The organism is Ideonella sp. (genome assembly GCF_035254525.1).
Lineage (GTDB): Bacteria > Pseudomonadota > Gammaproteobacteria > Burkholderiales > Burkholderiaceae_C > Ideonella.
Window position 1 is genome coordinate 1 of record NZ_DATFAN010000182.1, and the last position, 18,991, is coordinate 18,991.

The following is an 18,991-nucleotide window of genomic DNA, read 5'->3' on the forward strand; positions in this document are numbered from 1 at the left end:
GATTTTTCACTCATTTAAGGAATTGAAGTGAACTTCACTTCAGTTTCCATGAGCGTTCGAAGCTTCTCAGCTTCAGGCCGTTAGGCCCAAAGCACTCAACTCCAAACACCCACGCTTATCGGCTGTTACTTGTTAAAGAGCTTCGTCTTCAGCTGCTGCCGTCGACGGCGCTGATCAGTGATCAGCAAAGAAGGTGGATTATGGTTCGGTATTAAAACCTTGTCAAGCGCTCGCCTTTTGTTTCCATTCAGCGACCTTCTTGCGCCTCCGCTTTGCTTTCAGCCCAGCCAGAAGCTTGGTGCTGAAGTGCAAGACCGCTTAGCGATCAGCGAAGCCCACGACTATAGCAGAGCTTTTCGCTGGCTCGCAAGCCCCGTCGTCGATTCTGCTTGGCGAACGCTCAGCTGACTGCGGGTGAGCAGGGAAAATCTGGGGAGCCGGCCTCGGCTCAGTGCGCGCGGGCTTTCATCAACAGCGCACAGGCATCCTGGGGCGAATCAGCTGCAAGCACCGCTCCGATCTGCGCGCGCAGGGTGCGCACGTCCGCGCGCAGCACGCGTTGCTTGATCGATGCGATCTGGGCGGGGTGCATCGAGAAGCTGCGCAGCCCCATGGCCAGCAGGAGTTCGGTGAAAGCGGGGTCGCCCGCCATCTCCCCACACACGCTGACGCCCCTGCCGGCCTCGTTGGCGTTGGCGATGGCGCGCTCGATCAGCTGCAACACCGCGGGATGCCACGGGTCGTACAGGTGAGCCACGGCCTCATCTGCGCGATCGATCGCCAGCGTGTACTGGATCAGGTCGTTGGTGCCGATCGAGACGAAGTCGAAGTGCCGCATCAGGGTCGGCATCATCAAGGCCGCCGCGGGCACCTCGATCATCGCGCCCAGTTCGACCTGGGCGTAGGGTTGGCCGGCGGCATCTAGCTGAGCCTTGGCGCGCTCCAAAGCCAATCGAATCTGCTGCGCTTCGGCCAGGTGCGCCACCATCGGCACGAGGATGCGCACCTTGCCGTAGGCGCTGGCGCGCAGCATTGCGCGCAGCTGCTCGCCGAACATCTCCGGCTCGGCCAGGCTCCAACGAATCGCCCGCAGGCCAAGCGCGGGGTTGAGGGTGTGCTCGTGCCGCAGCTCGTGGGCCGACATGCGGTCCAGCGGTTTGTCGGCGCCGACATCGACCGTGCGAATCGTTACCGGCAGGCCGCCCATCGCCTGCACGGCAGCACGATAGGCTTCGAACTGCTCGTTCTCGTCGGGCAGCTCCCCGTCGCGGTTCATGAACAGGAATTCGCTGCGGAACAGGCCCACGCCCACCGCGCCCGCCTCGATGGCAGCCTGGGCGTCCGAGGGCAACTCGATGTTCGCCAGCAGCTCGACGGCCTGCCCGTCGAGCGTCACCGACGGAGTGTGGCGCAGCCGGTTCAGCTTGGCCCGCTCGAGCTCGATCTGGCGCTGTCGAAAGCGGTACTCCTCCAGCACGATCGGCGACGGGTTGACGATCAGCAGGCCGGCGTCGCCATCGATGATGATCCAGTCGTCCTGGCGGACGATCCGGCTGGCCTCGCGGGCACCGACCACCGCCGGGATGTCCATGCTGCGCGCAACGATCGCGGTATGCGACGTGCGACCGCCGACATCGGTGACGAAACCAGTGAAGACACTGCGCTTGAACTGCAGCATGTCGGCCGGGGCGATGTCGCTGGCGACCAGGATCAAGGGGTCTTCGCCGGCGAAATCCCGCGCCGTGCCCGAACCGGCATGGTGCCCCCCTGGGGCCGTCTGGCGTGTCAGCGCCTTCAGCAGCCGCTCGACCACCTGCTCGAGGTCTGCTTTGCGCTCGCGCAGATAGTCGTCCTCCATCTCGTCGAACTGGCGGGCGATCACCTCCAGCTGCGCCGACATCGCCCATTCGGCGTTGTAGTGACGTTCGACGATCCACTGCTTGGTCGCATCAGACAGCAACTCGTCGTGCAGCAGCATCAAGTGCACATCCAACAGCGCGACCAGCTCGGCGTGTGCCTCCTCAGGCACTTCGCTCTTGAGCGCGATCAGCTCGGCGGCCACTTCATTTCGCGCGTCGCGCAGGCGGCCGACTTCGGCCTCGACCTGGTCCGGATCGATGAAGTAGTGCGCCACGTCCACCCGGCTGGATGCGACCAGCACCGCACGGCCGATCGCGACGCCGCGCGACACCGGCTGACCGAAGACCTGGATGCTCATGGAGTCACTGTAGCAGCGGCATGAGCGATCCGCGCTGTCACGGCGGCGTCATGTGGTGGTCATGCACGGGTCATCGGCGCCGGCGAGCATCGACGGCGATTCAACCGAAAGACGCTGTCATGAAAGAACTGCCCAGCCCGACCCTGCCGCTGATCAGCCTGCTCGATTTCGGCCTGGGTCGTGGCCTGCTGGCGCGCCGCGCCCGGCCGGCCGTCACGCCGCCCACCCGCCACCCCGCGACGCCGGCGCCGCTGCCCGGCCCCGCCAAGAGCGGCGACGCGGAGTTCGAGGTCGTCTGGGCCCGCCACGCCGACGAGGTGCGCGCCGCGCAGAGGCTGCGCCATGAGGTCTTCGTCGGCGAGATGGGCGCGCGCTTGACGTTGCCCGCCGGCGCGCCCGCCGGGCACGACGTGGACCTGTTCGACGACTTCTGCGAACACCTGCTGGTGCGTACGCTTCCGAGCGACGACGCCCCGCAGCAAGTGATCGGCACCTACCGGGTGCTGACGCCTGCGGCGGCCCGCCGCGCAGGCGGCTACTACAGCGACACCGAGTTCGACCTGACTCGCCTGCGCCCCTTGCGCGAGCGGATGGCCGAGCTGGGCCGCTCCTGTGTGCACGCCGAGCACCGCTCGGGCGGCGTGATCCTCGCGCTGTGGGGCGCACTGGCCGCCTTCATGAACAGCAACCGCCTGGACACGATGGTCGGCTGCGCCAGCATCGGCATGCGTGATGGCGGCCACGCCGCCGCCAGCCTGTGGGCGCGCCTTCGCGAGGATCATCTGGCCAGCGTCGAGCATCAGGTCCGCCCGCGCTTGGCGCTGCCGGTGGATGACCTGGATCAGAGCCTGGCGGTCGAGCCGCCGGCGTTGGTCAAGGGGTATCTGCGCTGCGGCGCCAAGGTGCTGGGCGCCCCGGCCTGGGACCCGGACTTCAACACGGCCGACCTGCCCATGCTGCTGCGCCTGGTGGACCTTCCGGCGCGCTATCGCAAGCACTTCCTCGGCGAGTGAAGTACGCCCCCCGCCAACGGCGGTTCACTGACCTTCGCCGAACTTATCCGCGATCAGCGCGATGATGGCCTCCATGGCCGGCAGCTCATCTTCGCCCTCGGTCTCGATCTCGATCTCGCTGCCCATCCCGGCGGCCAGCATCATGACGCCCATGATGCTCTTGGCGTTCACCCGACGACCACTGCGCGTCATGAACACCTCGCACTGGTAGCCCCCGGCAAGCTTGGTCAGCTTGGCCGATGCGCGGGCGTGCAGGCCCAACTTATTGCTGATGGTGACTGTGCGACGGATCATGGGCTTGCGAGTGTAGTGGCTGATCCTGCGGCTTTTGCGGCGATGCCGGCATCACGCCCTGCGCGCCACCGGCCAGAGCACGCTCGATCAAGCCGTCCAGCGGCAGATGCCCGTAGGCCATGGCGCGCCAAAGCATCGGCACGTTGAGACCGGCCACCAGCCGCACCCGCACCCCATCGGCCACACGCTGGGCCGCATTGCACGGCGTGGCGCCGAACACATCGGCCAGGATCAGCACCTCGCCCCCGCCCTCGCCCCCGGTCGCGTTCGGGTCGTTCGCGCCGGCCGGGCGCGCCACGCGCCCCACGGCCTCGCCAATCAACTGCTCGGCCTGTTCGGGTGAGCAGTCTGCCGCCACGTCGACCGCCACCACCGCATCGGCCCGCTCGGCGAACACATGCCGCGCGACGGCAAGCATGGCGGTGGCCAGCGGAGCATGCGCGACGATCACGAGGCTGGTCATGGGCTTGATTATTGGGGATGCGGCCGATGCATCAAGGCGTCAGGCGCAGTCCCTCGAAGAAAGGCGCGTTGGCGGCCGCGCCGGCCGTCTTCGCGATCACCGTGGCCTGAACAACCCAGGTGCCACGCGCAAAGACAGCCGTGTCCACGTGCACTGCGCCGCCGGCGGGCTGCGGCTGGCTGAGTTGCCAGCGGCCGGCGGCCGGTTGCGGCGTCATCCCCTCAACGGACCACTCGCTGACCGCGGGCTGCGCCGTGCCGCCCGATTTGGCCAGGCTGGCGTCGCGCAGCGCCTGCAGACCGGCATCGACCGCCGCGGGATCGCCCATGTCGGCCAAGCCGACGGCAAACGTCCGGTCTGCGGCTTCACACGCCTGCAGCGTCATCGTCACCGCGGTGCCGGCCAAGGTGAGCTGCCGGGTCTGGCCGACGGGGCGGCAAGGGAACATCGCCACCAGGCCCGGGCCGGCCAGCCGCACCTCGCGCCAGTCGAGCGCGGGTGAACAGCCGCCCAGCAGACCGGACAAGACACCCAGCAGGCCGAGCAAGGCGGCCGCGAATCGGCCCCGAGCCAGGATGAAGGCGCCATGCATCGCCGCATTATCCGGGCGGGATCACAATCCGGCTCGATGCCGCGGCGCGCCGGCAAGGAGGTTTGACGATGGCCGACTTCGTTCTCGTGCATGGGGCGTGGCACGGCGCCTGGTGCTGGCGCAAATTGCTGCCGAGTCTGTGGGCCGCCGGCCACCGCGCGTTCGCGGTCGACCTGACCGGCCTGGGCGCCCGCCGTCACCTGTACCGCCGCGAGCTCGGCCTGGCCGACCATGTCGCCGACGTCGTCGCGGTGCTGGAATCGGAGGAGCTGCAACAAGCGGTGGTGGTCGGTCACAGCTACGGCGGCATGGTGATCACCGGGGCCGCCGACCGGTGCCCCGACAGCGTGGCGGCGCTCGTCTACATCGACGCCGTCGTGCCGCGCAACGGCGAGCGCTGGTCGAGCACACACAGCCCGGACACCCAGGCGCAGCGGCGCGCGCAGATCGCCGAGGTCGGCGGCCTGGCGCCGCCCGACCCGTCGGTGTTCGGATTGAGCGGCGCAGACCGCGACTGGGTGCTGCGCCGCCAGAGCATCCAGCCCGGGGGCTGTTACGACGACGCGCTTCGCTTTGACGAAGCCCGCTGGTCGCGCTGGCGGCGCTATTTCATCGACTGCACCGGCCCGGCATTGCCCACGATCGCCACCAGCCGCGAGCGGGTGCGCGCTGAGCCGGGCTGGCACGTGGACACGCTCTCGACCGGCCACGACCCGATGATTTCCGCCCCCGAAGCGCTGTCCGCGCTGCTGTTGCGGATCGCCCGCACCGCCTGAAGCGCGAACAAGTTCACGGTTCCCCCCTCGATGCGAGCCATTTCCCCAACAAGCGTGGGATGGCCCGCTCTGTCACAAACAGACACCATTCGGGCAAGGATCTACGCCCGCCATGAACGCTCCCGACCGCCTCCCTTCCAACATGCGTGCCGCGAACGCCCCTTGGCCGCCCGAAGGCCCGGAAGAACATTACCGCACCCTGATCGCGCAGATCGGCAGCGAGATTGGCGTGGCGCTGTCGAGTGCGCTGGAGCGTGTCACCTCGCTGGCCACCACCGGCAAGATCGATCGGCCCGGCCTGCGTGCGCTGCGCGACGAAATCGAACTAGCCCGGCGCGTGGGCATGATGGGCCAGCAATTGGCGCGCTTCGCCTCCGGCCGCATCCGCCAGTCACCCGAAGCCTTGAACCTGACGCAGATGGCGCGTGACGTGCTGGTGCAGCGTGGCCGCGAGATCAGCGCCCGCGGCATCGACGTGCGCCAGGCCATGCGTCCGGTCGAGGTGATCGCCGACGCCACGCTGCTGCATTCGCTGCTGCAGGCGTTGGTCGACTGGACGCTCGAACACGCCCACGCCAACCTCGAGTTCCGCATCGACCTGCGCCCCTGGCCGCCGCACGCGCGCCTGAGCTGCCACTTCAGCCACCGCCCGCCCGCCGAACTCGAAGGTGAGGTGGTCGCCCGCCACGACGCCGACACACCGACCGACGGGCTCGATACGCTGAGCTGGCGGCTGGTGCAGCAGATCGCCTGGGCGCTCAAGCTGGGGCTGGATCGCGTGGACGCACCGGAAGGCGTGACGGCGGTGACGATCGAGTTCCCGCAAACGGTGAGCGAGCAACTCGAGGGCGTCACCGCGATCGAGATCGACCAGGGCTTCGGCGTGTCGGACAACTCCAAGCCACTGGCGGGCGCGCAAGTGCTGGTGCTGGCGCAGCGCCGCGACCTGCGCACCGACATCCGCGAAGCGACGCGCCACATGGGCCTGGTGGTCGACTTCGTCAGCTCGGTCGATGAGGCGGAAGAGTTCTGCCGCGACGCCCTGCCGCAGGCAGTGATCTACGAATCGGCCCTCACGGGCCGGCGATTCGAGCAACTGCGTGCCGGCATCGAGGCCGACATGCCGGGCTTCGTCTTCATCGAGATCGCCCAGGAGGGCAATGGCTTTGCCCTGTCCAACGAAGGCAACCGCCAGCACGCCACGCTGGGCCGCGACGCCGTGCTGGGCTCCTTGCCCTCGGCGCTGATCTTCGAGCTGTCGCGGACCCTGTAGGCCGCCTCAGCCGCCGAAGACCTTCCGGAGGATGTCGCTGCCAGTGCCCACCGGATCGCGGCGGATCTTCTTCTCCTCTTCGCCAATCATCCAGTACAGCCCGTCCAGCGCCTTGCGGGTGACGTAGGCCTGGACGTTGACGTCTTCCTTCTTGACCAGCCCCAGGCCGCTGGCCCTGCCGGCCACCGCGTTGTACTTCGCGGCCAGCGACACCTTTTCGGTGGCTGTGGTCACGATGGGCAGGAACTTCTCGCTCAACGGCACCCGCGTCTTGCCGGAGAAATACTGCGTCACCGAGGTTTCGCTGCCGCGCACGATCTTCACCGCATCGGCGACGCTGAGGGTCTTCACTGCATCGATCAGCAACGCCTGCGCCTCGGGCACCGCGGCCTCGGCGGCGCGGTTCATCGCCGTGACGAGTTCATCGACCTTCTTCTGCTGACCGGTGAACTTCAGGATCTGCGCCGCATCTTTCAGAAACCCGGGCAGCGGGATCATCACCTTCGGGTTCTTCAGGAAGCCGTCGGGGCGGCCCAGCAGGCTCACCGCCGAGACCGCGCCACGCTCGAGCGCCGTCTTGACACCGAGCGAAGCGTCGCTCTCGCTCAGGAAGCCGCCGAGCGCCGCCCGGGCATCCCGGCCAAGGCCCGCCACCAGCAAGCCGCCACCCGCCAACGTAAACTGCCTGCGCTCCATCACTGCCTCCCCATGAACATCCAACGCCGCCGCCATCTTGCCCTGTCGCTTGGCCTGCTGGCAATTGCGCCGCTGGGCCCGCTGGGCCTGGGCGGCTGCTCATCGCGCGAAACCGCCCCGAACGTCAGCTACACGCTGCTCGATGGCCGCGCCTCGACCCTGAAGGCGCAACAGGGCAAGGTGATGTTGGTCAACTTCTGGGCCACCAGCTGCACGACCTGCGTGCATGAGATGCCGCAGATCGTCGCGACGCACGAGAAGTTCAAGGCGCGCGGCTTCGACACGCTGGCCGTGGCGATGAGCTACGACCCGCCGGCCTATGTGGCCAGTTTCTCCGAGACGCGCAAGCTGCCCTTCGGCGTCGCGATCGACAACACCGGCGCGGTGGCCAAGGCCTTCGGTGACGTGCGACTGACGCCGACCACCTTCTTGATCGACAAGCGCGGCGGCATCGTCAAGAAGTACGTCGGCGAGCCGGATTTCGCCGCCCTGCACGGGCTGATCGAGGACCTGCTGAAAGAGGCCTGATCAGGCCACGCCGGCCTGCGCTGCCTGTCGGTCGGCGTGGTAGCTGGAACGCACCATGGCGCCGACCGCGGCGTGGCTGAAGCCCATCTTCGCCGCCTCGGCCTCGAACATCGCGAAGGTGTCCGGGTGCACGTAGCGGCGCACCGGCAGGTGGTGGCCCGAGGGCGCCAGGTACTGACCGATCGTCAGCATGTCGACGCCGTGCGCGCGCAGGTCGCGCATCACATCGAGGATCTCGTCGTCGGTCTCGCCCAGCCCGACCATCAGGCCGCTCTTGGTCGGCACCTCGGGCACCGCCTCCTTGAAGCGCTTGAGCAGGTTCAGGCTGAACTGGTAGTCCGAGCCGGGGCGCGCTTCCTTGTACAAGCGCGGCACCGTCTCGAGGTTGTGGTTCATCACGTCCGGCGGCGCGGCCTTCAGGATGTCCAGCGCCCGATCCATGCGGCCGCGAAAGTCGGGGGTCAGGATCTCGATGCGGGTCGCCGGCGACTGCTCGCGCACCTCGCGGATGCAGTCGACGAAATGGCCGGCGCCGCCGTCACGCAGGTCGTCGCGGTCGACGCTGGTGATGACCACGTACTTCAGTTTCAGCGCGGCGATCGTCTTGGCCAGGTTGCCCGGCTCGTCGGCATCGAGCGGATCCGGCCGGCCATGGCCGACGTCGCAGAACGGGCAGCGGCGCGTGCACTTGTCGCCCATGATCATGAAGGTGGCCGTGCCGTGGCCGAAGCACTCGCCGATGTTCGGGCAAGACGCCTCTTCGCAGACGGTGTGCAGCTTGTGCTCGCGCAGGATCTGCTTGATCTCGTAGAACCGGGTGGACGGCGAACCGGCCTTCACGCGGATCCACTCGGGCTTCTTCAACACCTCGGCCGGCACCACCTTGATCGGGATGCGCGCGGTCTTGGCCTGGGCCTTCTGCTTGGCACTGGCGTCGTAGTCGGCGCCGGTCTTGGCTTCGTGGGTGGTGTTCTGCGTGGCCATGGCGGGTCCAGGTTCAGCGGCTCAGATGCGTCGCCAGCCGCTCGGCCAAGTGGCCCGCGACAGTCTCAGGGTTTGCACGGACGCCCAGTGTAGCGAGGTCGACCGTGCGCAGCCCTGCGTAGCCACACGGATTGATGCGGTTGAAAGGCTCCAGGTCCATCGCGACGTTGAGTGACAAGCCGTGATATGTGCAGTGGTTGCTCACTTTTACGCCAAGGGCGGCAATCTTGGCCAAGCCGTCGAAGGGATCTTCGCGGGGCCCGGCAGGCAGGCCGGCACGCAGCGGATCGGCCAGGTTCACGTAGATCCCCGGGGCGCCGGCGACGCGGAAACCGACCACGCCCCAGCGGTCCAGCGTCTGGATCACCGCGGCCTCGAGGCGAAAGACATATTCCTTGATGTAGATGCCCAGCCGGCGCAGGTCGATCAACGGATAGGCCACCACCTGGCCAGGGCCGTGGTAGGTGACCTGGCCGCCACGGTTGCTGGCCACCACGGGAACGTCGCCCGGCGCCAGCAGATGTTCGGCCCTGCCGGCGACGCCCTGCGTGAACACGGGCGGATGCTCGACCAGCCACAGCTCGTCCGGCGTGTCGGGGCCGCGCTCGGCGGTGAAGCGGCGCATCGCCTCGTAAGTTTGCTCGTACGGTTGCCGACCGAGGAAACGGGAATGCAGCGTGCTCAGGCTGTCGGTCATGGCCCGATTGTCGGCCAGGCCGGGGATGGCTTAACCGTGGCACGGCCATCCTGTTGGGCGTATGGTGACGTGATGGTGGATGCGTTGACGAAGACGACGAGCGCTTGGCTGCTGGCCGCCCTGGCCGTGCTGGCAACGGCCGGGGCGGCAATGGCCGACGAGATGACGCCGGCCGAGCGGCACGCGGCACTCGAGCAGGCCGTGGCCGTGTACGAACGCGGCGACCATGCGGCCGCCGAGCAGCGATTCACCGCGCTCGGCAATGCCGGCGAGGCGGCGGCCTGGCACAATCTGGCGGTGATGCACCTGCGCGGCGAGCTGGCGGGCGCCAGCCCGGCGCGGGCGCGTGAGTTGCTGAGCCGCGCAGCGGCGCAGGGCTTCGTCACCGCGCAGCTGGCGCTCGGCGAACTGTACGAGAGCGACCGGCTGGGCCAGCCGGACCTGGCGCAGGCGCTGGCCTGGTACGAGCGCGCGGCGGATGCCGGCAGCGTCGACGCGCAGGTGGCGACCGCCACCGCCTATTTCATGGGCCGGGGCACCCCGGCGGACGCGGCTCAGGCGGCGCACTGGTACCGGATGGCCGCCAACGGCGGCGATGTGGGCGCCCAGTACATCCTCGGATCGATGTACGAGAAGGGTGACGGCGTGGCGGCAGACCTGCGACTGGCCCGCTACTGGTACGCCGCTGCCGCGCGCCAGGGCGACGAAGCGGCACCCGACAAGTTGAAGGACATCGACGCGCGTCTCGCGGCGCAGTAGCCGACCAAGGTCCTTGCGCGGATCCGGCTTTGCCGGTCCGCTGCAAGGGCCCCCTCGGGGGGCAGCGACCGGAGGGAGCGTGGGGGCTCCCTACAACACCACCTTGACCATCGGGTGGGTCGACAGCGTGCGGTACAGCTCGTCGAGCTGTTCGCGGCTGGTCGCGGTGACGGTGATCGTGATGCCGAGGTAGTTGCCACCCTTGCTCGGGCGCGTCTCGACGGTCGACGCATCGAAGCCGGGGTCGAACTGCAGCGCCACCGTGACGATCGCCTCGACGAACCCCTCGACATGCGCGCCCATCACCTTGATCGGAAAGGCGCTCGGGTACTCGATCAGCGATTGTTCGGGCGGAATCTCGGGCATTTCCGGCATCTCGGGGCTCCTCAGACGGATTGCTCGCGCTTGGCGCGCTGGTAGGCCTCGTACAGCCGCGCATACACCGGCCCCGGCTTGCCGCGCAATGCGCCGTGGCCCACCAGATCGCCGTCGAGCTTGGTCACGGCGAGCACCTCGCGGCCGGAGGAACTCAACAACAACTCGTCGGCCGCGCGCACGTCGGCTTCGCTGATCGGGCGCAGGTTGTAGGCGATGCCCTCTTCCTCGCACAGCTCGCGCAGCAGCGCGACACGGATGCCTTCGAGCACATGCTCGTTCATCGGCGGCCCGAGCAACGCCCCCTCGTGGACGATCCAGACGTTGCTGGAGGAGCCTTCGGTCAGCCACGGCCCGCCGTGCGCGCCCTCGCGGAAAAGGATGGTCTCGGCCGCGTCCTGGTCGGCGGCCATCTGGCGCGCCAGCACGTTGCCCAGCAGCGACGTCGACTTGATGTCGCCGCGCTCCCAGCGGAAATCGCGCGCGCTGATGCAGGCCACGCCCTGGTGGCGCGCTTCAGCCGGTACCGGCTTGAACGGGTTGCTCATGATGAACACCGTCGGCTCGAGCCCGATCGGCATCACGTGGTCGCGCATCGCGACGCCGCGCGTGACCTGGATGTAGAGCATCTGGTCGTCCGCGGGCTGCGCGGCGACCACGCGGCGCACGCGCTCGAGCCAATCCTCGGGGCGGGCGAGCCCGGCCGGCGTGGCCATGCGAAGCTTGTCGAGGTTGCGCGCCAGGCGGGCCATGTGCTCGTCGAAGCGAAAGATGCGCCGGCCGTAGACCGGAATGGCCTCGTAGATGCCATCGCCGAAGATGAAGCCGCGGTCGAGCACGCTGACCTTGGCCTGCGACAGCGGCAGGAGCTCACCGTTCAGGTCGCACGGGGTATCGGGCAGCGTCGAGCTCATCGGGGCCTCCGGCGCACGGAGGGTGCGCACGCCGGCAGATTACTTGATCCACAGGCGAATGGCATCCCATGCGCGCCCCATCAGGCCGGCCTGGGGCACTTCTTCGGCCACCACCAGCGGCAGCGCAGCAACCGGCGTACCTGCCGCCGTCGTGACCTTCAGCGTGCCGACGCGCTGGCCCTTGGCCAGCGGAGCGACCAGCGGGTCGGTGCGCTCGATCGTGGTCTTGAGCTTGTCGCCCTCGCCGCGCGGCACCGCCACGAAGACCGGCCCTTCGCCGACCAGCTTGGCCTCATTGGCCGCGCCCTTCCACACCGGCACCGTCGCGACCGGCTTGCCGGCCTCGAACAGGCGCACGTCGTCGAACGCGGTGTAGCCCCAGTTCAGCAGCTTCTGGCTCTCGTTCGCGCGGCCGGCCATCGAATCGGTGCCCATCACGACCGACAGCAGACGCCGCTTGCCGTTCGGGAAGTCGCGCTGGGCCGACGCCACCAGGCAGTAGCCGGCGGCCTCGGTGAAGCCTGTCTTCATGCCGTCGACGGTCGGGTCGCGGCGCAGCAGCAGGTTGCGGTTGTCCTGCCGGATGTTGTTGAAGGTGTATTCCTTGACCGAGTAGTAGGGGTAGCGGTCGGGGAAATCGCGAATGATGTGCTGGGCGATCACGGCCAGTTCGCGCGCCGTGCTGGAATGCCCGGCTTCGGTCAAGCCGGTGACGTTCTTGAACGAGGTGTTCTTCAGGCCCCAGGCCTGGGCCTGGCGGTTCATCATCGCGACGAAGTTCTCGGCCGTGCCGGCCACGCCTTCAGCCAGCGCGACCGACGAGTCATTGCCCGACACGATGATCGTGCCGCGCAGCAATTCGTCGACCGTCGGCGTCATCTTCGGGTCGATGAACATCAGCGAGCCGCCGCCCTTGCGCTCGGCCCACGCCCGTGTGGACACCGGCAGCCGCGTCTCGAGCGTGAGCTTGCCGTCACGCAACGCGACGAAGGTCAGGTAGGCCGTCATCAGCTTGGTCAGCGACGCCGGCTCGGCGGGTGCGTCGGCGTTGCGCTCGGCCAGCACCTGGTTGGCCGTCATGTCGACCAACAGGTAGCTGCGGGCGGCGATCTCGGGCGGTTGTGGCGCCGTCTGGGCGAATGAGGACAGGCTGAGGCCGGCACACAGGGCGGCCACGCCCAGGAAACGCAGGGATCGGTTCATCGATTCGAAGGGAACAATAAGAAGGAATGGCGACGCCGGCGCGCTAGCGGTGCCAGGCGCCGACGACGATCGATTTCAGCAACGTGAGTTGCCCATGGAAGAAGTGGCCGACGCCGGGCACCACGATCACCGGCAGGTGCTGCGGCCGGGCCCAGTCGAGCGTGGCGGCGAGCGGCACCACGTCGTCGACCTCACCATGCACGACGATCGTGTTCGGCGGCACCGGCGCGACCTCGTAGTTCTGTGTCGCCGGGCCGACGAGCACCAGGCGCTCGGCCGGCGCGCCGGCATCGGCCAGGCGCTTGGCCGCCTGCGAGGCGACGTAGCCGCCGAACGAGAAACCGGCGAGCGCGAGCGGCAGGCTGGCGTCGCGCTGCGCGGCGACCACGGCCAGCGCGTCGTCGATCTCGCCACGGCCGTCATCCCAATGCCCCTCGGAGCCGCCGACGCCGCGGAAGTTGAAGCGCACCGCGCGGTAGCCGAGTTGCACGAAGGCGCGCGCCAGCATCTGCGCGACCTTGTTGTCCATCGTGCCGCCGTGCTGCGGGTGCGGGTGGCAGACCACCGCGACGCCGCGCGCCGGCGTGCCGACCGGCGGTGTGTCGAGCGCGACCTCGATCGCGCCGGCCGGCCCGGCCACACGCAGCCGCTGGGTATTGACGTTCATGCGGTCGGCGAGGCGCAGTGGTAGCGATTCAACGTCCGACGTCCGGCGCGAGCATCAGGCGCTCGACCGGCTGCCCGTTCTTCAGGTGCGATTCGACGATCTCGTCGATGTCCTGCTCGTCGACGTAGGTGTACCAGACGCCCTCGGGATAGACCACCGCAACCGGCCCGCCGGCGCATCGGTCCAGGCAGCCGGCCTTGTTGACGCGCACCCCACCGGGCCCGGCGAGGCCGGCCGCCTTCACCTGCGCCTTGCAGCGCGTGAAGCCTTCCTGCGCTGCATGCTGCATGCAGCTGGCTTCGCCCTTGTCGCGCTGGTTCAGGCAGAAGAAGATGTGGTGCTTGTAGTAGCTCATGCGGGGAATTGTAGGAGGGGGGCCTTGCCGCCTTGCCCGAGCGGGTCATGCGTCCAGCGGTTCGCGCGAGGCCAGGTGCGCGGCCAGCCACAACAGCGCAGCCACCGGCCAGAGCCAGCCCACCCATTGCGCCAGGCCATGGAAGTGGATGAAGCGGCCCTGCTCCCAGGCCTGCAGGCTGAGCGCGAAATACGGGTCCGACGGCGCCTGCGCCACGAGCATCACGCCGGCCGACAAGGCGACCACCCCGCACACGGCCGCCACCCGCGCCGGGGCCCGCAGCAGCAACGCCGCCAGTGCCAGCGCCAGCACGCAGGCGGGCACGACGACCGGCGTCAGCCAGGCCAGTGCATGCACCGGGCCGAAGTTCAACGCGGCCGACAAGGTGGTCGTCGCCAGGCCCAGCCCCGTGGCGCCGGCCCCGACCACCGCCCGCCGCCAGCCCGGCCGGGTGACCACGAAGGCGAGCAGGCACGGCCCCAGCAGCCCGAGCGCGGTGCCGATGGCCTCGGCCAGCGGCGACAGCTGGCCCAGCGGCGGCGGCGAGGCCTCGAGCCAGGCGAGGATCCCTTCGGCGCCGCGCACGTCGACCAGCAGGTCCATCAGCCCGTCCTGCAGCCGGCTCCAGCTTGGACCCAGCCCGAGCGGCATCGGCGTGGGGAACAACAGGCCGAGCGGCCAGGCCAGCAGCAGGGCCAGCGCGCCGGCGCTGCGGCGGATGAACCAGCGGTCGCGCGAGCGCTGCCAATGGTCCAGCCAGCCCAGGCGCAGCACCAGTGCCGACGCGGTAGCGCCGGCCGCGGCGCCGGCGGCGTTCAGCGCCCAGTCGATCTGCGACGGGTAGCGCAGCGGCAGGAACTGCTGAGTCAACTCCATCAGGTACGACAGCGTGGCCGCGCCCAGCACGGTGAACAGCCAGCAAAGCCCGCTGCGGCCGCCGCCGCGCACGCCGGCGGCGTGAATCAGGGCCGCCACCGGCATGTAGCCGAGGAAGTTCGCCCAGAGGTCGAACCGGTTGCGGTACGGCGGCAGCGGCAGCGCCATCAGCTCCGTCAGCGGCGCGCCCCCGGGCCAGCGCCAACCGGTGAACGGGTACAGGCTGGCGTAGACGACCACCCCGACCGCCAGCCAGGCCAGCGGCAACGCCGAACTGCGGTGGTGGCGTGCGGCGGCCGCGGGCGCCATGGATCAGAAGGGCTTGACGACCACGAGCACGACGATGAGCGTGAACAGCAGCACCGTCAGCTCGTTGAACACGCGAAACCACCGCTCGCTGCGCCGGTTCTGCAGCTGCTCGAACCTGCGCAGCAGCGACAGGCAGGCATGGTGGTAGCCGATCGCCACCAGCACCAGCGCCAGCTTCGTGTGCAGCCAACCCAGCCCCGGCCCGCGCCAGACCGAAAAGCCCAGCCACAGCCACAACCCCAGCAGCAGCGCCGGGATCATCAGCATGGTCGAGAAACGGTAGAGCCGGCGCGCCATCAACAGCAGGCGCTCGCGCTCGGCGTGGCTGTCGGTCGGCACCGACGCCAGGTTGACGAAGAAGCGCGGCAGGTAGAACAGGCCCGCGAACCAGCTCGCCACGAAGACGATGTGAAGGGCCTTGACCCAGAGGTAGAGCGTCGTCATCGGGCGATTATGCGGTGCACAATTTCACGCAATGCCTGCGCCGATCGCACTGCACAAAACGCACCGCACAAAAGAAAGAGCCCCGACCATGGGCCGGGGCTGAAAAGCCTTGACGCTGTCATCACGTAAAGGCACCTGCTCAGGGAGGAAAAGCAGGGAGAAACACCCTCACGGGCATCGCTCAGGACTAACTTTAACACCGCTCGGCGCGTCTGTACCATAGCCACACATCACAAATTTTTGGCACCTCGCGTCCCATCTTCATGCTGCCTGCCTACCCCGCCAGCCGCCCGCGCCGCCTGCGTCGCGATGCCTTCAGCCGCGCCCTGGTGCGCGAACACGCGCTCAGCGCCGCCGACCTGATCTACCCGGTGTTCGTGCTCGACGGCGACAACCGCAGCGAGGACGTCGCCAGCATGCCCGGCGTGCAACGCCTTTCCGTCGACCGGCTGTTCGCGCAGGCCGAGGCCTGCCTGTCGCTCGGCGTGCCGGTGATGGCGCTGTTCCCGGTCATCGACCCCGCGCTGAAGACGCCCGATGGCCGCGAGGCCACCCGTCCGGAGGGCCTGGTGCCACGCGCGGTGCGGGCGCTGAAGCAGCGTTTTCCGGAACTCGGCGTCTTAACCGATGTCGCGCTCGACCCCTTCACCAGCCACGGCCAGGACGGCCTGCTCGACGAGCGCGGCTACATTCTGAACGACGAGACCGTGGCCGTTCTGACGCAGCAGGCGCTGGTGCAGGCCGAGGCCGGCGTCGACATCGTCGCGCCGAGCGACATGATGGACGGCCGCATCGGCGCGATCCGTACGGCGCTCGAGGAGCGGCGGTTCATCCACACCAAAATCATGGCCTACAGCGCGAAGTACGCGAGCGCCTTCTACGGCCCGTTCCGCGATGCCGTCGGCTCGGCGGCGAACCTCGGCAAGAGTGACAAAAAGACCTACCAGATGGATCCGGCGAACAGCAACGAGGCCCTGCGCGAGGTGGCGCTCGACATCGCCGAGGGCGCCGACATGGTGATGGTCAAGCCCGGCCTGCCCTACCTGGACATCGTGCGTCGCGTGAAGGATGAGTTCCGCATGCCGACCTTCGCCTACCAGGTCAGCGGCGAGTACGCGATGATCAAGGCCGCCGCCGCCAACGGCTGGCTGGACCACGACGCGGTGATGATGGAGGCACTGCTGGCCTTCAAGCGCGCCGGCGCCGACGGGGTGCTGAGCTATTTCGCGCTCGACGCCGCCCGGCTGCTGAAACAGGCTGCCTGAGCCTGCACCGACCCGGGCCGCCGATGCGCATCTTCCACATCACGGCCGATCACTTCGCCGAGTTGGAGTCCCTGCCCGAGCAATTGCCGGCCCATGGCTTTCTCTGGGTCGGCAGTGGCCGGCGCGAGTTCGAGGTCCAGCGCGATCTGCTGCAGGCCTGCCTGCAGCGCTGGGCCGGCGCCGGGCTGGTCGACCTGCACATCAGCGACCTGCTGAACAACCAGCTGCCCTCGCACTTCGAGGACACCTCGTGGTACGACATGCTGGTGTTCCGCCGGCTCGCCGCCACGCCGAGCGGCAAGACACTGTTCGTCGACGATGCCCACGGCACGCTGGCCTCGGCGCGCCGCGCGCTGGAGGCGATCGACACGAGCCCCGTCGGCTTCGTCGTCTATGACCGCGTGCTGCTGACCGTGCACCCGACCGACTGCGCGGTGCGCGAGCACTTTGCGCACCGCCTGACCCAGCATTCGCAGGAATCCGACCTGCGTGGAACCGGCCGGCTGCCGACCAGCCCGGCCGACCTGATGCTGCGCATGCTCAACCACATGGTCGACAGCTACCTCGAGCTGCGGCGGCTGCTGACGCGGCAGCTGAGCACGCTGCAGACCGAACTGCTGAACCCGAAGAGCCACTTCCATGACTGGCAGGTGCTGCTAGCCAGCCGCAATGCGCTGCACCTGCTCGAGGACACCTGCGAAGACCAGCGCAGCGCCGTGCAGGAGTGGATCGACGCGCTCGACGAATGGCCGCCCGAAACCGACGACAGCGCCAAGCGTGAGCGCGAGTTGCTGCGCGTGCGCTCGCGCGACGTGCTCGAACACATCGAGCGCGTGCTGACCCACGTACGGCGGCTCGAGTCGTCGGCCGAGGCTGCGGTGCAGATGCACTTCTCCGCGCTCGGCCACCGCACCAACGACATCATGCGCACGCTGACCGTGCTGACCGCGATCTTCCTGCCGCTGAACCTGATCACCGGCATCTTCGGCATGAACTTCGAGGTCATTCCACTGACCCACGCGGTGACCGGCTTCTGGGTCGCGATCGGCATCATGGCCGCGGTGGCCATCGGCCTCGGCGCCTTCTTCTGGCGCAAGCGCTACCTCGGGACGCACGTGCGCCCCTAGCCTGGTTCAGCGCCGCTTTCGGTACGGATCCTTCAGCCCCATCGCCAGCAAGATCTCGGTCTCGCGCGCCTCCATCGCTTCGGCCTCGGCCTCGTCGTGCTCGTGGTCCCAGCCTTGGGCGTGCAGCGTGCCATGCACCAGCAGGTGCGCATAGTGATCGGCGATCGTGGTGCGCAGCTCACGCGCCTCGCGCGCGACGACCGGGGCGCACACGATCAGGTCGGCCTGAACGACCGGCTCCTGCACGTAGTCGAAGGTCAGTACGTTGGTCGCGTAGTCCTTGCCGCGAAACTCGCGGTTCAGCGCGCGGCCTTCGTCCTCGCCGACGATGCGCACGGTGATCTCGCCGGGCGCCTCCAACGCCGAACGCACCCAGCGCGCAATGCGGTGGCGCGGCAGCTGCGCGCGGTGGCGCGCGTCGGCGAACTGCAGGCTCAGCGACAGCGCGGGCCTGGCAATGCGGGTCATGATGCGGCGTCCTTGCGCGCGTTGCCGTCGCGCGGCGACTGCTGCGCCTCGTACGCCTCGACGATGCGCGCCACCAGCGGGTGGCGCACCACGTCGCTCGAGGTGAAACGCGTCATCGCGATGCCCTTGACCCGCTTCAGGACCTCGGCGGCGTCGATCAGGCCGCTGGGCATGCCGCGCGGGAGGTCGATCTGGCTGATGTCACCGTTGACGACTGCCTTCGAACCGAAGCCGATGCGCGTGAGGAACATCTTCATCTGCTCGGGCGTCGTGTTCTGCGCCTCGTCGAGGATGACGAACGAGTGGTTCAGCGTGCGCCCGCGCATGAAGGCCAGCGGCGCGACCTCGAGCAAGCCCTTCTCGAAGGCCTTGGTCACGCGGTCGAAGCCCATCAGGTCGTACAGCGCGTCGTACAGCGGACGCAGGTAGGGGTCGACCTTCTGCGTCAGGTCGCCCGGCAGGAAGCCCAGGCGCTCGCCGGCCTCGACCGCCGGCCGCGTCAACACGATGCGCTGCACGCCGCTGCGCTCGAGCGCATCGACCGCGCAGGCCACCGCGAGAAAGGTCTTGCCGGTGCCGGCCGGGCCGATGCCGAAAGTGATGTCGTGCGACAGGATTTGCCGCAGGTACTGCACCTGGTTCGGCGTGCGGCCGACGAGGTCGGCGCGCCGGGTGTGCAGCACGATCTCGCCGTC

The 18,991-nt window shown here is 68.5% G+C and carries 23 protein-coding genes; 7 read left to right on the top strand and 16 right to left on the bottom strand.

Features of this window, described 5'->3' with window-relative positions:
• Positions 1–448 precede the first annotated feature (448 nt).
• Positions 449–2,218, bottom strand: a complete 1,770-nt coding sequence (gene ptsP / locus VJ693_RS19180; protein ID WP_324156794.1) for a phosphoenolpyruvate--protein phosphotransferase — start codon at positions 2,216–2,218, stop codon at positions 449–451.
• 119 nt (positions 2,219–2,337) lie between these two features.
• On the opposite strand from ptsP, the gene VJ693_RS19185 reads away from it, so the two are divergent.
• The gene (locus tag VJ693_RS19185; RefSeq protein ID WP_324156795.1) at positions 2,338–3,231 is read left to right on the top strand and encodes a GNAT family N-acetyltransferase; all 894 of its coding nucleotides are present in this window, start codon (positions 2,338–2,340) and stop codon (positions 3,229–3,231) included.
• 24 nt (positions 3,232–3,255) lie between these two features.
• On the opposite strand, the gene VJ693_RS19190 is transcribed toward VJ693_RS19185, so the two are convergent.
• From VJ693_RS19190 to VJ693_RS19200, 3 genes are read right to left on the bottom strand one after another with little or no spacing between them, the layout of a single operon-like run.
• The gene (locus VJ693_RS19190) at positions 3,256–3,525 is read right to left on the bottom strand and encodes an HPr family phosphocarrier protein (RefSeq protein ID WP_324156797.1); all 270 of its coding nucleotides are present in this window, start codon (positions 3,523–3,525) and stop codon (positions 3,256–3,258) included.
• Positions 3,494–3,988, bottom strand: coding sequence for a PTS fructose transporter subunit IIA (locus VJ693_RS19195; protein WP_324156799.1), 495 nt, complete (start codon positions 3,986–3,988; stop codon positions 3,494–3,496). Before VJ693_RS19195 ends, VJ693_RS19190 begins: the two co-directional genes overlap by 32 nt.
• A gap of 31 nt (positions 3,989–4,019) precedes the next feature.
• Positions 4,020–4,580: a hypothetical protein gene (locus tag VJ693_RS19200; RefSeq protein ID WP_324156800.1), complete on the bottom strand. Its 561-nt coding sequence runs from the start codon at positions 4,578–4,580 to the stop codon at positions 4,020–4,022.
• Between the two features lie 68 nt (positions 4,581–4,648).
• Here VJ693_RS19200 and VJ693_RS19205 point away from each other — a divergent pair, with 68 nt between their 5' ends.
• Positions 4,649–5,356: an alpha/beta hydrolase gene (locus VJ693_RS19205; RefSeq protein ID WP_324156802.1), complete on the top strand. Its 708-nt coding sequence runs from the start codon at positions 4,649–4,651 to the stop codon at positions 5,354–5,356.
• Between the two features lie 112 nt (positions 5,357–5,468).
• Entirely contained in the window at positions 5,469–6,629 is a 1,161-nt protein-coding gene (locus tag VJ693_RS19210; protein WP_324156804.1) for a hypothetical protein, read from the top strand.
• A gap of 6 nt (positions 6,630–6,635) precedes the next feature.
• On the opposite strand, the gene VJ693_RS19215 is transcribed toward VJ693_RS19210, so the two are convergent.
• Positions 6,636–7,325 (bottom strand): DUF4197 domain-containing protein, encoded by a 690-nt coding sequence (locus VJ693_RS19215; RefSeq protein WP_324156831.1) that lies wholly within the window; start codon positions 7,323–7,325, stop codon positions 6,636–6,638.
• Between the two features lie 12 nt (positions 7,326–7,337).
• Between VJ693_RS19215 and VJ693_RS19220 the strand changes: the two genes are divergently transcribed.
• Positions 7,338–7,853: a TlpA disulfide reductase family protein gene (locus VJ693_RS19220; RefSeq protein WP_324156806.1), complete on the top strand. Its 516-nt coding sequence runs from the start codon at positions 7,338–7,340 to the stop codon at positions 7,851–7,853.
• Here the strand turns inward: VJ693_RS19220 and lipA are convergent, their stop codons facing one another.
• Together lipA and lipB are read right to left on the bottom strand one after the other, a co-directional pair.
• Positions 7,854–8,837, bottom strand: coding sequence for a lipoyl synthase (gene lipA / locus VJ693_RS19225; RefSeq protein WP_324156807.1), 984 nt, complete (start codon positions 8,835–8,837; stop codon positions 7,854–7,856). It lies immediately after the preceding gene.
• 13 nt (positions 8,838–8,850) lie between these two features.
• Complete coding sequence (lipB, locus tag VJ693_RS19230; protein WP_324156809.1) at positions 8,851–9,534, bottom strand: lipoyl(octanoyl) transferase LipB; 684 nt, start codon at positions 9,532–9,534, stop codon at positions 8,851–8,853.
• Positions 9,535–9,618: 84 nt separating this feature from the next.
• Here lipB and VJ693_RS19235 point away from each other — a divergent pair, with 84 nt between their 5' ends.
• Complete coding sequence (locus tag VJ693_RS19235) at positions 9,619–10,293, top strand: tetratricopeptide repeat protein (protein WP_324156811.1); 675 nt, start codon at positions 9,619–9,621, stop codon at positions 10,291–10,293.
• Between the two features lie 90 nt (positions 10,294–10,383).
• On the opposite strand, the gene VJ693_RS19240 is transcribed toward VJ693_RS19235, so the two are convergent.
• From VJ693_RS19240 to VJ693_RS19270, 7 genes are read right to left on the bottom strand one after another with little or no spacing between them, the layout of a single operon-like run.
• Complete coding sequence (locus VJ693_RS19240) at positions 10,384–10,659, bottom strand: DUF493 family protein (protein WP_324156833.1); 276 nt, start codon at positions 10,657–10,659, stop codon at positions 10,384–10,386.
• Between the two features lie 20 nt (positions 10,660–10,679).
• On the bottom strand, positions 10,680–11,582 hold the full coding sequence (locus tag VJ693_RS19245) for an aminotransferase class IV (protein ID WP_324156813.1): 903 nt from the start codon (positions 11,580–11,582) through the stop codon (positions 10,680–10,682).
• A 39-nt stretch (positions 11,583–11,621) separates the two neighbouring features.
• A complete protein-coding gene (locus VJ693_RS19250; protein ID WP_324156815.1) occupies positions 11,622–12,785 on the bottom strand; it encodes a D-alanyl-D-alanine carboxypeptidase family protein in 1,164 nt (387 codons plus the stop codon).
• Between the two features lie 43 nt (positions 12,786–12,828).
• The gene (locus VJ693_RS19255; RefSeq protein WP_324156817.1) at positions 12,829–13,452 is read right to left on the bottom strand and encodes an alpha/beta hydrolase; all 624 of its coding nucleotides are present in this window, start codon (positions 13,450–13,452) and stop codon (positions 12,829–12,831) included.
• A gap of 28 nt (positions 13,453–13,480) precedes the next feature.
• Positions 13,481–13,807 carry a (2Fe-2S) ferredoxin domain-containing protein gene (locus tag VJ693_RS19260; protein ID WP_324156818.1) on the bottom strand — a complete coding sequence of 109 codons (327 nt, stop codon included), beginning with the start codon at positions 13,805–13,807 and terminating at the stop codon, positions 13,481–13,483.
• Positions 13,808–13,852: 45 nt separating this feature from the next.
• Positions 13,853–14,992: a teicoplanin resistance protein VanZ gene (locus VJ693_RS19265; RefSeq protein ID WP_324156820.1), complete on the bottom strand. Its 1,140-nt coding sequence runs from the start codon at positions 14,990–14,992 to the stop codon at positions 13,853–13,855.
• A gap of 3 nt (positions 14,993–14,995) precedes the next feature.
• Entirely contained in the window at positions 14,996–15,436 is a 441-nt protein-coding gene (locus tag VJ693_RS19270; RefSeq protein WP_324156821.1) for a CopD family protein, read from the bottom strand.
• 263 nt (positions 15,437–15,699) lie between these two features.
• Here VJ693_RS19270 and hemB point away from each other — a divergent pair, with 263 nt between their 5' ends.
• Both hemB and VJ693_RS19280 read left to right on the top strand, forming a co-directional pair.
• Positions 15,700–16,701 carry a porphobilinogen synthase gene (gene hemB / locus VJ693_RS19275; protein ID WP_324156823.1) on the top strand — a complete coding sequence of 334 codons (1,002 nt, stop codon included), beginning with the start codon at positions 15,700–15,702 and terminating at the stop codon, positions 16,699–16,701.
• A gap of 23 nt (positions 16,702–16,724) precedes the next feature.
• A complete protein-coding gene (locus VJ693_RS19280) occupies positions 16,725–17,828 on the top strand; it encodes a magnesium transporter CorA family protein (RefSeq protein ID WP_324156825.1) in 1,104 nt (367 codons plus the stop codon).
• Positions 17,829–17,834: 6 nt separating this feature from the next.
• Here the strand turns inward: VJ693_RS19280 and ybeY are convergent, their stop codons facing one another.
• Positions 17,835–18,296: an rRNA maturation RNase YbeY gene (gene ybeY, locus VJ693_RS19285; protein WP_324156827.1), complete on the bottom strand. Its 462-nt coding sequence runs from the start codon at positions 18,294–18,296 to the stop codon at positions 17,835–17,837.
• Positions 18,293–18,991, bottom strand: a 699-nt coding sequence (locus tag VJ693_RS19290; RefSeq protein ID WP_324156829.1) for a PhoH family protein, incomplete at its 5' end; no start/stop codon positions are given. The genes VJ693_RS19290 and ybeY, both read right to left, overlap by 4 nt.

Coding starts and splice junctions, on each gene's coding strand:
- ptsP (WP_324156794.1), bottom strand. CDS start 2,218: ATGAGCATCCAGGTCTTCGGTCAGCCGGTGTCGCGCGGCGTCGCGATC.
- VJ693_RS19185 (WP_324156795.1), top strand. CDS start 2,338: ATGAAAGAACTGCCCAGCCCGACCCTGCCGCTGATCAGCCTGCTCGAT.
- VJ693_RS19190 (WP_324156797.1), bottom strand. CDS start 3,525: ATGATCCGTCGCACAGTCACCATCAGCAATAAGTTGGGCCTGCACGCC.
- VJ693_RS19195 (WP_324156799.1), bottom strand. CDS start 3,988: ATGACCAGCCTCGTGATCGTCGCGCATGCTCCGCTGGCCACCGCCATG.
- VJ693_RS19200 (WP_324156800.1), bottom strand. CDS start 4,580: ATGCATGGCGCCTTCATCCTGGCTCGGGGCCGATTCGCGGCCGCCTTG.
- VJ693_RS19205 (WP_324156802.1), top strand. CDS start 4,649: ATGGCCGACTTCGTTCTCGTGCATGGGGCGTGGCACGGCGCCTGGTGC.
- VJ693_RS19210 (WP_324156804.1), top strand. CDS start 5,469: ATGAACGCTCCCGACCGCCTCCCTTCCAACATGCGTGCCGCGAACGCC.
- VJ693_RS19215 (WP_324156831.1), bottom strand. CDS start 7,325: ATGGAGCGCAGGCAGTTTACGTTGGCGGGTGGCGGCTTGCTGGTGGCG.
- VJ693_RS19220 (WP_324156806.1), top strand. CDS start 7,338: ATGAACATCCAACGCCGCCGCCATCTTGCCCTGTCGCTTGGCCTGCTG.
- lipA (WP_324156807.1), bottom strand. CDS start 8,837: ATGGCCACGCAGAACACCACCCACGAAGCCAAGACCGGCGCCGACTAC.
- lipB (WP_324156809.1), bottom strand. CDS start 9,534: ATGACCGACAGCCTGAGCACGCTGCATTCCCGTTTCCTCGGTCGGCAA.
- VJ693_RS19240 (WP_324156833.1), bottom strand. CDS start 10,659: ATGCCCGAGATTCCGCCCGAACAATCGCTGATCGAGTACCCGAGCGCC.
- VJ693_RS19245 (WP_324156813.1), bottom strand. CDS start 11,582: ATGAGCTCGACGCTGCCCGATACCCCGTGCGACCTGAACGGTGAGCTC.
- VJ693_RS19250 (WP_324156815.1), bottom strand. CDS start 12,785: ATGAACCGATCCCTGCGTTTCCTGGGCGTGGCCGCCCTGTGTGCCGGC.
- VJ693_RS19255 (WP_324156817.1), bottom strand. CDS start 13,452: ATGAACGTCAATACCCAGCGGCTGCGTGTGGCCGGGCCGGCCGGCGCG.
- VJ693_RS19260 (WP_324156818.1), bottom strand. CDS start 13,807: ATGAGCTACTACAAGCACCACATCTTCTTCTGCCTGAACCAGCGCGAC.
- VJ693_RS19265 (WP_324156820.1), bottom strand. CDS start 14,992: ATGGCGCCCGCGGCCGCCGCACGCCACCACCGCAGTTCGGCGTTGCCG.
- VJ693_RS19270 (WP_324156821.1), bottom strand. CDS start 15,436: ATGACGACGCTCTACCTCTGGGTCAAGGCCCTTCACATCGTCTTCGTG.
- hemB (WP_324156823.1), top strand. CDS start 15,700: ATGCTGCCTGCCTACCCCGCCAGCCGCCCGCGCCGCCTGCGTCGCGAT.
- VJ693_RS19280 (WP_324156825.1), top strand. CDS start 16,725: ATGCGCATCTTCCACATCACGGCCGATCACTTCGCCGAGTTGGAGTCC.
- ybeY (WP_324156827.1), bottom strand. CDS start 18,296: ATGACCCGCATTGCCAGGCCCGCGCTGTCGCTGAGCCTGCAGTTCGCC.